Origin of the sequence: Sulfurihydrogenibium subterraneum DSM 15120, from assembly GCF_000619805.1 — a bacterium.
In the GTDB taxonomy this organism is placed as follows: domain Bacteria; phylum Aquificota; class Aquificia; order Aquificales; family Hydrogenothermaceae; genus Sulfurihydrogenibium; species Sulfurihydrogenibium subterraneum.
In genome coordinates this window covers 175,633-188,580 of sequence record NZ_JHUV01000009.1, presented here as the reverse complement: position 1 = coordinate 188,580, position 12,948 = coordinate 175,633, and the positions used below count along the sequence as shown (strand labels likewise).

The 12,948-nt window shown below is 35.1% G+C and carries 12 protein-coding genes and 2 tRNA genes; 11 read left to right on the top strand and 3 right to left on the bottom strand.

The annotated features are described in order from the left end of the window. Positions 1–3: 3 nt before the first annotated feature. Together tpiA and Q385_RS0104025 are read right to left on the bottom strand one after the other, a co-directional pair. On the bottom strand, positions 4–756 hold the full coding sequence (gene tpiA, locus Q385_RS0104030) for a triose-phosphate isomerase (protein ID WP_028950432.1): 753 nt from the start codon (positions 754–756) through the stop codon (positions 4–6). A 13-nt stretch (positions 757–769) separates the two neighbouring features. Continuing rightward, on the bottom strand, positions 770–1,378 hold the full coding sequence (locus tag Q385_RS0104025) for a 2,3-bisphosphoglycerate-dependent phosphoglycerate mutase (RefSeq protein ID WP_028950431.1): 609 nt from the start codon (positions 1,376–1,378) through the stop codon (positions 770–772). A gap of 82 nt (positions 1,379–1,460) precedes the next feature. Between Q385_RS0104025 and Q385_RS0104020 the strand changes: the two genes are divergently transcribed. The 3 genes from Q385_RS0104020 (at position 1,461) to argB (ending at position 2,633) form a co-directional block, all read left to right on the top strand. Then, positions 1,461–1,533, top strand: a tRNA-Lys gene (locus tag Q385_RS0104020). Between the two features lie 15 nt (positions 1,534–1,548). Further along, positions 1,549–1,623, top strand: a tRNA-Glu gene (locus Q385_RS0104015). A 110-nt stretch (positions 1,624–1,733) separates the two neighbouring features. Next, positions 1,734–2,633, top strand: a complete 900-nt coding sequence (gene argB, locus Q385_RS0104010) for an acetylglutamate kinase (RefSeq protein ID WP_028950430.1) — start codon at positions 1,734–1,736, stop codon at positions 2,631–2,633. A gap of 40 nt (positions 2,634–2,673) precedes the next feature. Here the strand turns inward: argB and Q385_RS0104005 are convergent, their stop codons facing one another. Continuing rightward, a complete protein-coding gene (locus Q385_RS0104005; RefSeq protein WP_028950429.1) occupies positions 2,674–2,958 on the bottom strand; it encodes an HU family DNA-binding protein in 285 nt (94 codons plus the stop codon). Positions 2,959–3,081: 123 nt separating this feature from the next. Between Q385_RS0104005 and ileS the strand changes: the two genes are divergently transcribed. The 8 genes from ileS to Q385_RS0103965 are packed head-to-tail and all read left to right on the top strand — an operon-like array spanning position 3,082 to position 12,924. Further along, a complete protein-coding gene (gene ileS, locus Q385_RS0104000; RefSeq protein ID WP_028950428.1) occupies positions 3,082–5,898 on the top strand; it encodes an isoleucine--tRNA ligase in 2,817 nt (938 codons plus the stop codon). Beyond that, positions 5,895–6,167: an HU family DNA-binding protein gene (locus tag Q385_RS0103995; RefSeq protein ID WP_028950427.1), complete on the top strand. Its 273-nt coding sequence runs from the start codon at positions 5,895–5,897 to the stop codon at positions 6,165–6,167. The genes ileS and Q385_RS0103995 overlap by 4 nt, the downstream gene beginning before the upstream one ends. Then, positions 6,164–7,216: a uroporphyrinogen decarboxylase gene (hemE, locus tag Q385_RS0103990; RefSeq protein ID WP_028950426.1), complete on the top strand. Its 1,053-nt coding sequence runs from the start codon at positions 6,164–6,166 to the stop codon at positions 7,214–7,216. Before Q385_RS0103995 ends, hemE begins: the two co-directional genes overlap by 4 nt. Before the next feature lie 17 nt (positions 7,217–7,233). Further along, on the top strand, positions 7,234–7,692 hold the full coding sequence (gene smpB / locus Q385_RS0103985; RefSeq protein ID WP_028950425.1) for an SsrA-binding protein SmpB: 459 nt from the start codon (positions 7,234–7,236) through the stop codon (positions 7,690–7,692). 14 nt (positions 7,693–7,706) lie between these two features. Next, complete coding sequence (locus tag Q385_RS0103980) at positions 7,707–9,323, top strand: CTP synthase (protein ID WP_028950424.1); 1,617 nt, start codon at positions 7,707–7,709, stop codon at positions 9,321–9,323. Positions 9,324–9,353: 30 nt separating this feature from the next. After that, complete coding sequence (gene acs / locus Q385_RS0103975; protein ID WP_028950423.1) at positions 9,354–11,252, top strand: acetate--CoA ligase; 1,899 nt, start codon at positions 9,354–9,356, stop codon at positions 11,250–11,252. An 11-nt stretch (positions 11,253–11,263) separates the two neighbouring features. Beyond that, the gene (gene hslU, locus Q385_RS0103970; protein WP_028950422.1) at positions 11,264–12,610 is read left to right on the top strand and encodes an ATP-dependent protease ATPase subunit HslU; all 1,347 of its coding nucleotides are present in this window, start codon (positions 11,264–11,266) and stop codon (positions 12,608–12,610) included. Positions 12,611–12,624: 14 nt separating this feature from the next. Further along, positions 12,625–12,924 carry an Lrp/AsnC family transcriptional regulator gene (locus tag Q385_RS0103965; RefSeq protein WP_028950421.1) on the top strand — a complete coding sequence of 100 codons (300 nt, stop codon included), beginning with the start codon at positions 12,625–12,627 and terminating at the stop codon, positions 12,922–12,924. The last annotated feature ends 24 nt before the right edge of the window (positions 12,925–12,948 follow it).

Below are 12,948 nucleotides of genomic sequence, written 5' to 3'. Positions count from 1 at the left end.
CCTTTAAACCTCCAAAGAAGATAAAATTATTTTATAAAACTTTTGTGGATCAAGACTTGCAGTTCCAACTAAAAATCCTTCAACATCAGGAGCTTTAATTAATTCAGAAGCATTTTTTTCATTTACACTTCCACCGTAAAGTATTCTCGTATCTTTATCATTTCCTTTACTTATATCATTTATAAGATTTCTAATAAAATGATGTACCTCTTGAGCCTGTTCTACAGTTGCATTTACCCCTGTTCCTATTGCCCATACTGGTTCGTAAGCAATATCTATAAGGCTTATTTCTCTTTCTAAACCTGCAACACCGGCTCTTATCTGTCTTTCAACTACGTTCATAGTCTTTCCAAGTTCTCTTTCTTCTAAAGTTTCTCCTACACATAAGATAGGTCTCAAACCAAATTCTACTGCAGTTAAAACTTTTTTATTAATCATCTCATCTTTTTCGCCAAAGATATGTCTTCTCTCAGAGTGTCCAAGTATTACATACTTAACGTTAAGTTCATCAAGCATAATAGGTGATATTTCACCAGTGTAAGCACCTCTTTCTGCGTAAAACATATTTTGAGCACCCAAACTAATGTTTGTTTTTTCAATTAAAACCGATACAGAAGATAAAGATGTAAAAGAAGGAGCTATCATAATGTCTACTCCTTCTACATACTTGACAAGTTCTTTAAAAACTTCTATATACTCAATAGATTCTGCTACAGTTTTGTTCATCTTCCAGTTTGCTGCTACTAAATATCTCATAAATGACCCTCTTTTAATGTTTTCTTATCTCTTTATTTAAAACATTACCTTCTTTATCCATTTCGTACACTATTGGTACTCCTGTATCAAGCTCAACCTTTATTATTTCTTCAGGAGTTAATTTTTCTAAATACATAATAATAGACCTTAAAGAGTTTCCGTGAGCTACTACTAAAACATCATTTCCTTCGTAAATATCTCCTAAAATAGCCCTTTCTAAAAATGGTATAGTCCTTGCAGCAGTATCTTTTAAAGACTCTCCTTCAGGTGGAGCTATATCATAACTTCTTCTCCAAAGGTGGACTATATCAGCTCCATACTTTTGTCTTGCTCTGTCTTTATTTAAACCTTGTAAAGCACCGTAATGTCTTTCGTTTAAAGCTTGGTCTTTGATTACAGGAATTTGAAGTCCTATCACTTCAAGGATTATCCTAAGTGTTTCTTGAGCCCTTGTTAAAGCTGACGTGTAAGCTACATTGAATCTTATGTCTTTTAAAAGCTCTCCAGCTTTAAATGCCTCTTCTTTACCTTTTTCTGTAAGAGGAACATCAACCCATCCGGTAAATCTATTTTGAAGATTCCAAAAAGATTGTCCGTGTCTTACTAAAACAAGTTTCGGCATCTTTACCTCCAGTTTTTTGACTTTATTATAACAGGTATTGCTTTTTAAAATCAAATGTGATATATTATTAGCCTGTAGTTGTGAGTCGCTAGCTCAGTCGGTAGAGCACCGGTCTTTTAAACCGGTGGTCCTGGGTTCGATTCCCAGGCGACTCACTTCAAAACAAATATGGCCCCATCGTCTAGCCTGGCCTAGGACACCGGCCTTTCACGCCGGCGACACGGGTTCGAATCCCGTTGGGGTCATTCTTTTTTTCAAATCTTTATTCATTTTAAAATAAAGTCTCACTAAAAAAACTCTTCTCTTTAAAACCATTGTATTATAATTTTTTTAAAAAAATTACGGAGGTTTCATATTGGAAAAAGCTGTCGAAAAAGCAAATATTTTACTTGAAGCACTACCTTATATTAAAAACTTTAGAGGTAAAACATTTGTTATTAAGTACGGTGGAAATGCAATGGATAAAGCTGACCTTAGGTCTGCTTTTGCTAAAGATGTTATCATGCTTAAGTATATCGGTATTAATCCTGTAATTGTTCACGGGGGGGGACCTCAAATAGGTCAATATTTAAAAAAGATGGGATTAGAGTCTAAGTTTGTAGGTGGTTTAAGAGTAACAGATAAAGAGACTATGGATATAGTTGAGATGGTTTTAGGTGGGCTTGTAAATAAAAGTATTGTTCAACTTATAAACAGCTACTCAGGAGGACACGTAAAGGCTGTTGGTATTACAGGAAAAGATGGAGGTCTTATAAAAGCAAGAAAGTTAGATGCAGAGGAGTATTTTAAATCAATGGGAGATTTTAGACCTACAGAATTACTTGACTTAGGACATGTAGGAGAGGTTGAAGAGGTTGATCCTTCACTTCTGATAAATCTTGATGAAGATAATTACATTCCAGTTATAGCTCCTATCGGTTATGATGATGAAGGCAACGCGTATAATATAAACGCAGATTTAGTAGCATCTGCGATAGCGGTATCTTTAAAAGCTGAAAAAGTTATTTTTTTAACAGATATAGAAGGTTTAAAAGATGCAGAAGGAAAAACTTTATCTTCTGTGTCAACTCAAGAAATAGAAGAGATGATAAAGTCTGGAGTAATAAAAGGTGGAATGATTCCAAAAGTAAAAGCTTGCACTTACGCTGTTGAAAACGGTGTAAATAAAGCACATATATTAGATGGTAGAATACCACACTGTATACTATTAGAGATTTTTACTGAAGAAGGTATTGGAACAGAAGTTTACAAATAATATAAAAACGGGGCTTAAAAGCCCCGTAATATCTAAGAAATTACTTTTTCTTAGCGTTTAAAGATTCTTTTAAAGATTTAGCAGCTGTGAATGCTACAACTTTTCTTGCAGGGATTTTAATTTCTTTTCCTGTTCTTGGGTTTCTACCTTTTCTTGCTTTTCTTTCTCTAACGTTGAAAACGCCAAGACCAGGAATAGCTGTTCTTTCCCCCTTAGAAAGAGCTTCTACAACAGCTTCAATAGCTGCGTTTACAGCTCTTTCCGCTTCAGCCTTTTTAAGACCTGCCTTTTCAGCTACCTTTGCGATTAACTCTGACTTTGTCATGAAAAACCCTCCTAAATAAAGTGATATCTAAGTTTAACTCCTAATTTATTGATTTGTCAAGAGGTTTTTTATTTTTAAAAGTGGTATAATAATACTTTCCAAACTTTAAGGAGGTTTAAATAGTTGGAAATTAAAGATACTTTAAACTTGCCTCAAACAGACTTTCCTATGAAAGCAAACTTACCAAGTAAAGAGCCAGAAATACTTTCTTTCTGGGATAGAATAAACTTATACGGAAAATTAAGAGAAGAACGAAAAGGAGAAGAAAAGTATATCCTCCACGATGGTCCGCCTTACGCAAACGGTCATATCCACATAGGACATGCCTTAAATAAGATTTTGAAAGACATTTTAGTTAAATATCAATCTATGAAAGGTAAAGATGCTCCATTTGTTCCGGGTTGGGACTGTCACGGACTACCTATAGAACAGCAGGTAGAAAAACAGCTTAAAGAGAAGAAGATAAAAAAGGAAGACATTCCAAAGTCAGAGTTTAGAAAACTTTGTAGAGAATACGCAAAAACATTTGTAGAAATACAAAAGCAAGAGTTTAAAAGACTTGGTATTATAGGAAACTGGGAAAATCCTTACCTTACTATGAAACCTTCTTATCAGGCTCAAGAGATTTTAGAGCTTGGAAGAATATTTGAAAAAGGTGTAGCATACAGAGGAAAAAAACCTGTTTACTGGTGTATATACGATAAAACTGCAGAAGCTGAGGCAGAAGTAGAATATCAAGAAAAGAAAGACCCTTCTGTTTATGTAAAGTTTAAACTTGTAGATGAGGAGGTTTACCCTGTTATCTGGACTACTACTCCTTGGACACTTCCAGCAAACCTTGGAATAATGGTTCATCCTGAGTATGATTATGTTTATTACAAAACTGAAAAAGGTACTTTAATCGTTGCAAAAGAGTTATTAGAAAGTTTTAAGGAAAAGACTAAGTTAGAAGGTGAAGTTATAAAAGAAGTTAAAGGAAAAGACCTTGAGTTTAAAGAGTACTACCATCCATTTATTGACAGAGTTTCAAAAATATACCTTTCAGAGTTTGTAGAGTTATCAGCTGGTACCGGACTTGTTCATATGGCTCCAGGACATGGTCAAGAAGACTACATAATAGGTCAAAGATATAAAGTAGAACCTTTTGCTCCTGTTGATGATGAAGGAAGATTTACAAAGGAAGCTCCTTCTTGGCTTGAAGGGATAAGGGTGTTTGATGCAAACGAGATTATAATAAACAAACTTGAAGAAGTAGGATCTTTAATGCATAAAGAAGTTATAAGCCACTCGTATCCACACTGCTGGAGATGTAAAAATCCTGTTATATTCAGAGCTACTCCCCAGTGGTTTATATCAATGGATGCCATATTAGAAGGAGGAAACACCCTTAGAGGAGAAGCATTAAAAGAGATTGAAAGAGTTAAATGGATACCTTCTTACGGTCAAAACAGAATAAAAAGTATGGTAGAAAACAGACCTGACTGGTGTATCTCAAGACAAAGAAGCTGGGGCGTCCCTATCACTGTATTTTACTGTCAAGACTGTGGTGAGATAGTTAAAGATATGGAGGTTTTCCAGCACGTTGCAAACTTAGTCAGAAACAACGAGTACGGAGCTGACATCTGGTTTGAAAAAGATGTAAAAGAGTTATTACCAGAAGGATATAGATGTAAAAAATGTAGCAGTCAAAACTTTAAAAAGGAAGAAGATATACTTGACGTTTGGTTTGATTCTGGCGTGTCTCACGCTGCGGTTTTAAAGTACGGAGAATGGGAAGAGTTAAGATGGCCTGCTGATATGTACTTAGAAGGGTCAGACCAGCACAGAGGATGGTTCCAATCTTCCCTTTTAGAGTCTGTAGCTTCTTATAACAGAGCTCCTTACGACAGTGTTTTAACCCACGGATTTACCCTTGATGAAAAGGGTAGAAAGATGTCTAAATCAGCTGGAAACGTTGTAGCTCCAGAGAAGGTTATAAACGAGTACGGAGCTGACATTTTAAGACTGTGGGTTGTTACGGAAGATTACACAGAAGATATAAAAATAGGATTTAACCTTATAAAAAGGATAGCAGAAGACTACAGAAAAATAAGAAACACTTTTAGGTTTTTCTTAGGAAACCTTTACGACTTTAACCCTTCACAAGATAAAGTAGAATACAAAGATATGCTTGAACTTGATAGATGGATATTATCTAAATTACAAGGATTAATTCAACTTTCTGACAAAGCCTACGAAGAAGGAAAGTTCCACAAGATATACCACAGTGTTAAAAACTTCTTTATCGTAGACTTGTCTGCCATTTACTTAGACATATTAAAAGATAGACTTTACATATACGCACCAAAATCCTTAGAAAGAAGGTCTGCACAGACTGCTTTATGGGAGCTTCTTTTAGCACTAAACAAACTACTTGCACCTATAATATCATTTACAGCTGAAGAAGTATGGAAGTATACAAGGAAGATAGACTCTTCTTTAAAAGAAAGTGTACACCTTGAACTACTACCTTCTGTAAAGTTAGAGTATATAGACAAAGATTTAGAGAATGTTTACGAAAAACTCTTGCAAGTTAGAGATGATGTGTTAAAGGCAGTTGAAGAGGCACGAAAAAAAGATTTAGTCAGACACCCTTATGAAGCAAGGGTTATCTTAAAGCTCCCACAAGAATACAGACAACTTATTGAAGAAAGGTTAGACTGGATTAAGTTTTTCTTTACTGTAAGTCAGGTAGAGTTATCAGAAAATCCACAGGCGGACGTAGTAATAGAAGGAGAATCTGTAAAAGGTTCTGCCGTTGCAGTTAGTAAGGCAAAAGGAGAAAAATGTCCAAGATGCTGGATATACGATGAGTCTGTTGGAAGAAACGGACAAAAAGTTTGTGATAGATGTAAAGAACAACTGATAAAAATGAATATTAATATGGAGGAGCTTGTATGAAAAAGTCTGACATTGTAAAGATATTAAAAGAAAAGTACAACCATATAGATGGTAAAGATATAAAAAAAGTAGTTGACGCTATATTTGATAAGATGATAGAAGGACTTGCATCAGGAGAAAAGATAGAGATAAGAAAACTTGGAACATTTAAAGTGCTAAAAAGGAAAAAACCTTTAAAAGGCAAAAAAAGAGTAAGCTACTCTAAAACAGTCCACTTTAAACCGGGAAAAATACTTAAAAGAGCTTACAAAAATACGGAGCTTAAATAATGAACTTAAAAAATGACTTATTTTTAAGAGCTTGTAAAAACAAAAAGATAGAAAGAACGCCTATCTGGCTTATGAGACAGGCAGGTAGGTATATGAAAGAGTACAGAGAGTTAAGAGAAAAAGCTGGAAGCTTTAAAAACTTTTATAAAAGCGTAGACCTTGCAGTAGAAGCTTCAATCCTACCTAAAAAATTACTTGACGTTGACGCAATAATAATTTTTTCAGACATACTTACGCCTTTAGAATCAATAGGTATGAGGTTTGACTTTAAAGAAGGAGAAGGACCTGTATTTGAAAATCCTATTAAATCCTTGCAAGATATAGAAAATCTAAAACCTTTTAACACAGAAGATGTAAAGTACGTAGGAGAGATCATAAAGGGAGTAAATCAAATCTTAAACAGAGAACTACCCGTTATAGGCTTTGCAGGAGCTCCTTTTACTTTAGCCGCATATATGATAGAAGGAAGAGGTAGCAGAGATTTTAAAAAGGCAAAAAAGTTTATGTACGACAATCCAGAAGGTTTTAAAAAACTTTTAGACATAATAGCTAACGTTATTATTGATTACTTAAACTTCCAAATAGAGTCTGGAGCTGATGCTGTTCAGATATTTGACAGCTGGGCAGGACATCTCTCACCGAAAGATTACAAAGAGTTTGCCTTACTACCAGTAAAGAAAATAATCAAGAATCTTAAAAGAGACTATCAACCTGTTATTCACTTTTCAAAAGGAGTGGCAGGAGTTATAGACTTTATAACTGAGTCTGGAGCTGACGTTTACAGTATGGACTGGATGATAGACATAAAAGATGTAAAGAAAAAAATCTATCCAAAAGCATCTGTCCAAGGAAATTTAGACCCTACAGTTTTATACGCAGAAAAAAATGCTATTAAAAAAGAGGCTGAGTACGTATTAGAAAGCTGGGGAAAAGATTCAGGACATATATTTAACCTTGGACACGGACTCAATCCTGATATGAGTGTTGAAAATGTAAAGTACTTGGTTGATACAGTAAAAGAGTTATCTTTTAAGATAAGGAATACTTAAAACCGGAGTTGATTTTAATGTCTGTTAAAGTTGTTGCGACAAACAAAAAAGCCTTTCACGATTACAATATACTTGAAAAGTACGAGGCAGGAATCGTACTGACAGGTTCAGAGGTAAAGTCTTTAAGAGAAGGGTCTTGTAATTTAAAGGATAGTTTTGTTATGATTGAAGATGGGGAAGCATGGCTTTATAACTGCTACATTGCACCATACAAACCTGCTCACAAATTAGGACACGACCCTTACAGAAAAAGAAAACTTTTACTTCACAAAAGAGAAATTCTTAGATTAATGGGAAAAGTAAAAGAAAAAGGTCTTACAATTGTCCCTTTACAAGTTTACTTTAAAAACGGAAAGGCAAAAGTAGAGATAGCCCTTGCAAAAGGTAAAGTTAAATACGAAAAAAGAGAAGATATAAAAGAAAAAGAAACAAGAAGAGAAATTGAAAAACAGTTTAAAGGAAAACTAAAATTATAACCTGAGGTGTAGGATTGAAAAAGTATATATTCATAACGGGTGGTGTTTTATCTTCTTTAGGAAAAGGTGTTACATCAGCTGCAATTGGGTCTATTTTAGAGAGTATGGGATACAAAATAACTCTTATGAAACTTGACCCTTACTTAAATATAGACCCTGGTACTATGAACCCTTATCAACACGGAGAAGTTTTCGTTACGGAAGATGGAGCTGAAACTGACCTTGACCTTGGTCATTACGAGAGATTTACAAATGCAGTTATGACAAAGCACAATAACACTACTTCTGGAAAACTTTACTTTAACCTTCTTGAAAAAGAAAGGAGAGGAGCATTTTTAGGAGCTACAGTTCAGGTTATACCTCACTTTACAAACGAGATTAAAAAATCCATAGAAAAAGTTGCAGAAAACCACGATATAACATTAGTTGAGATAGGTGGAACGGTAGGAGACATAGAGAGTCTGCCATTTTTAGAAGCCATAAGGCAGATGGGTATAGAAAATAAAAAAGAAGATGTAATGTATATACACCTTACCTACGTTCCTTATATTAAGGTTGCAGGAGAGCTAAAAACAAAACCAAGTCAGCATTCTGTAAAAGAGTTAAGGGCTATAGGTATTCAACCTGATATTTTAATAGGAAGGTCAGAGTTTCCACTTCCCAAAGATATCAAGAAAAAATTATCTTTGTTTACCAACGTTGACGAAGACTCTGTATTCTCAGCTCCAGATTTAGACATAATCTATGAAATACCGCTTTATTTTAAAAAAGAAGGTCTTGATAAAGCAATAGCAAAACACCTAAACCTTGAGTATAAAGAACCTGAATTATCAAAGTGGAAAAAAATAGTTTCTGCACTGTCAAAGTTAGAAAAAGAAGTTGACATAGGTATTGTTGGGAAATATGTAGAATTAAAAGATGCTTATAAAAGTATAAATGAAGCGTTAATACACGCCCAAATTCCAAACAAAGTAAAAGTTAATATCCATTGGATAAACTCAGAAAAGATAAATCAGGAAAACTATCAAGAAGTGCTAAAAGGTCTTGACGGAATTCTTGTCCCGGGAGGTTTTGGAGACAGAGGAGTAGAAGGAAAAATACTAACTGCAAAGTATGCAAGGGAAAACAACATTCCATATTTTGGAATATGTCTTGGTATGCAGATAGCTGTTATAGAGTTTGCAAGGTCTGTAGCAGGACTTGAAGGGGCAAACTCAACAGAGTTTAATCCATTTACCCCTCACCCAGTTATAGATATAATGCCAGACCAGAAAAATGTAGACAAAAAAGGCGGGACTATGAGACTTGGGGCTTATAAATGCACTTTAAAACCAGGAACAAAAGCATATCAGATATACGGACAGCCCGAAATATCAGAAAGACACAGACATAGATACGAATTTAACCCTAAATACGTTCCGATTTTAGAAGAAAAAGGCTTAGTAGTCTCTGGAGTTTACAAAACAAGAAATCTACCAGAGATAATAGAGCTTCCTAATCATATATGGTTTATAGCTTGTCAGTTTCATCCAGAGTTTAAAAGTAAACCGTTTGACCCCCATCCCTTATTTGTAAGTTTTGTAGAGGCTTCTTACAAAAACAGGCTTGATAAAATTAAAAATCAAACATAGTTTTATATAAATCTTACAGAGGGGTAAAAGATGGAAAATTTAGAGCAAGTTCACCTTCAAGTAAAAGAGATTTTTTATCCACCAGAAGAAATAAAAAAAGAGTGTATAGTTCAAGACTACGAAAGTATGTATAAAAAGTCTATAGAAAATCCAGAGGAGTTTTGGTCAGAGATAGCCTCACAGCTTCACTGGTTTCAAAAGTGGGACAAAGTTTTAGAGTGGAACTTCCCCTATGCAAAGTGGTTTGTAAATGGGAAAACAAACATAACTTATAACTGTTTAGATGCTAACATTGAAAAAGGTAGAAGAAATAAAGTAGCTTACATATCAGTTGACGAAGAAGGAAATGAGAAAAAAATAACCTATGGAGAACTTCTTGAGCAGGTAAATAGATTTGCCAACGGATTAAAATCCCTTGGAGTATCAAAAGGAGACAGAGTTTCCATATATATGCCAAACACTGTAGAAGCTGTAATTGCAATGCTTGCCTGTGCAAGGATTGGAGCTATTCACAGTGTAGTTTTTGCCGGATTTAGTGAAGGAGCTTTAAAATTAAGAATAAACGATGCAAAGGCAAAGGTAGTTATAACTGCTACTTACACAAAAAGAAGAGGTAAAAAGATACCTCTACTTCCAATTGTAAAAGAAGCCATAAAAGATTTAGATTTTGTTAAACATGTTATAGTTTGGGATAGAGATAAAGAGTTAGAAGAGTCTGAGTTTAGTAAAAAGTTTGTAAGTCTTGAGGAATTGATAAAATCATCTTCTCCAAATTGCAATCCAGAAGTGATGGACGCAGAAGACCCGCTATTTATCCTCTACACCTCAGGGACAACAGGAAAACCAAAAGGTGTATTACACACAGTTGGCGGATATATGGTAAACACTTATCTAACTACAAAAGTAGTGTTTAACATAAAAGAGGACACAGTTTATTGGTGTACAGCTGATATAGGTTGGATAACAGGACACAGTTACATCGTTTATGGACCACTTTTAAACGGGACAACTATCGTAATGATGGAAGGAGTGCCTGTATATCCTCATCCAGGAATATGGTGGGAGTATGTAGATAAGTACAGAGTAAACGTATTTTACACAGCCCCTACAGCAATAAGAATGCTTATGAGATTTGGAGATGAAATACCAGCTAAATACGACTTATCTTCACTGAAAGTTTTAGGGTCTGTAGGAGAGCCAATAAACCCTGAAGCTTGGCTTTGGTACTACAAAAACATAGGAAGAGGAAGAGCTGTAGTTGTAGATACTTGGTGGCAAACGGAAACAGGGGCTCACATGATAACTACTTTACCTTGCTATCCTGCAAAACCGGGTAAAGCAGGAAAACCTTTATTTGGCGTAATTCCAGACGTTGTAGATAAAGAAGGAAACTCATTACCGCCTAACACTATAGGACACCTTGTTATAAAACAACCTTGGCCTTCTATGCTTAGAACTTGCTGGGGAGAACCAGAGAGGTACGAAAAATACTGGAAAGAAATTCCCGGAAACGTTTATTCTGCAGGAGACCTTGCCACAATAGACGAAGATGGTTATATAATGATACTTGGAAGAGCTGACGACGTTTTAAGTGTTGCAGGACACAGAATAGGTAATGCAGAAGTTGAATCTGCAATAATAGAACATCCTGCAGTAGCAGAAGCTGCAGTAATAGGTAAACCAAACGAGATAAAAGGAGAATCTATAAAAGCGTTTGTTGTTTTAAAAGAAGGATATTCACCTTCTATTGAGCTTATAGAAGAGATAAAAGAAACTGTAAAAGAAATCTTAGGAGCTATAGCTGTTCCTGACGAAGTAGAGTTTGTGGATAAACTACCAAAAACAAGAAGCGGTAAAATAATGAGAAGAGTTTTGAGAGCTAGAGAGTTAGGACAAGACCTTGGAGATATCTCTACTTTAGAAGATTAAAGGAGGAGTAAGTGGAAGTTAGGGAAGAGTTAACACCTAAACAAATAGTAGAAGAGTTAGATAAATACATAGTTGGTCAGTATGAAGCTAAAAAAGCTGTAGCTATAGCCCTTAGAAATAGATGGAGAAGACAGAACCTTCCAGAAGACCTAAGAGACGAAGTAATACCAAAAAACATATTGATGATAGGTCCAACAGGTGTAGGTAAAACAGAGATAGCCAGAAGACTTGCAGCCTTAGTAAAAGCACCTTTTATAAAAGTTGAAGCAACCAAGTTTACAGAAGTTGGATATGTAGGAAGAGACGTAGAGTCTATAATAAGAGAGTTAACAGATGTTGCTTTTAAAATGGTTAAAGCCGAAAAGATGGAAGAAGTTAGAGAAAAAGCAAGAAAGATAGCGGAAGAAAAGATATTAGACTACTTAGTACCTAAAAGACCCAAAAGATACGGCAGTTTAATGGAAGAAGAGGAAGAGTCTCCTGCAAGGGAAAAGTTTAGACAGATGTTAAAAGAAGGTCTTTTAGATGATAAAGTTGTTGAAATAGATGTTGCAGAAAAAGCCCAAGCTGTAATCGGCGGGGTTGTCATTCCCGGATTGGAAGATATAGAAAGTCAGTTAAAAGAGATATTCTCATCTTTAGGTCCATCAAGGAGTAAAAAAAGAAAGTTAACAGTAAAAGAAGCGTTAAAAGTAATAGAAAACGAAGAAGCTGAAAAACTGATAGATATGGATGAAGTCCAGTCTTTAGCTATAAAGAGAGTAGAGAACTTTGGAATAGTTTTTATAGACGAGATAGACAAAGTAGCCTCAAAATCAAGTGGTAAATCAGGACCCGATGTTTCAAGGGAAGGCGTCCAAAGAGACCTACTACCTATCGTTGAAGGAACTGTTGTATCTACAAAGTATGGACCTGTAAAAACAGACCACATACTTTTTATAGCAGCAGGAGCTTTTCATTTGGCAAAACCTTCAGACCTAATTCCAGAGCTCCAAGGTAGATTTCCAATAAGAGTTGAGCTAAAGCCTTTAACTAAGGAAGACTTTATAAGAATACTTACAGAGCCTAAAAACGCGCTTATAAAACAGTATAAAGCCCTTATGTCAACAGAAGGAGTTGAGCTTGAGTTTACTGAAGATGCTATAGAAGAGATAGCAAGACTTGCTCAGGAAGTAAACGAAAAGACAGAAAATATAGGTGCAAGAAGACTACATACAATTTTAGAAAAAATAATGGAAGATTACTCATTTAACGCCCCTGATTTAAAAGGTCAGAAAGTAGTTATAGATGTAAACATTGTAAGAGAAAAACTTGGAGACATAATATCAAACGAAGATTTAAGTAGATATATCTTATAAATAAAGGAGAAGAGATGGAAAAATTAGAGGAGCTTCCTATCACTTTTGAAGAGTTGTTAAAAGATGTTGAAAAAACCATAGCAGCTTCCGCTTATGTACTGATAGAAGCAAACCCTTCTGAGATTCCTTCTATCTTAAAAGCTTTAGCAAGTATTCCTAACGTAAAATCTGCAGATGTGGTAACAGGAATATACGACATTATCGTATACTTGGTGGGACAAGACCAAAACGAGATAGGTAAGGTTGTAATAAGGGACATTAACTCTATTCCGGGAGTTAAAAAAGCCACAACCTGTATGGTAGTGAAGCTGTAAAAGATTTTATCTATATAGAAAACA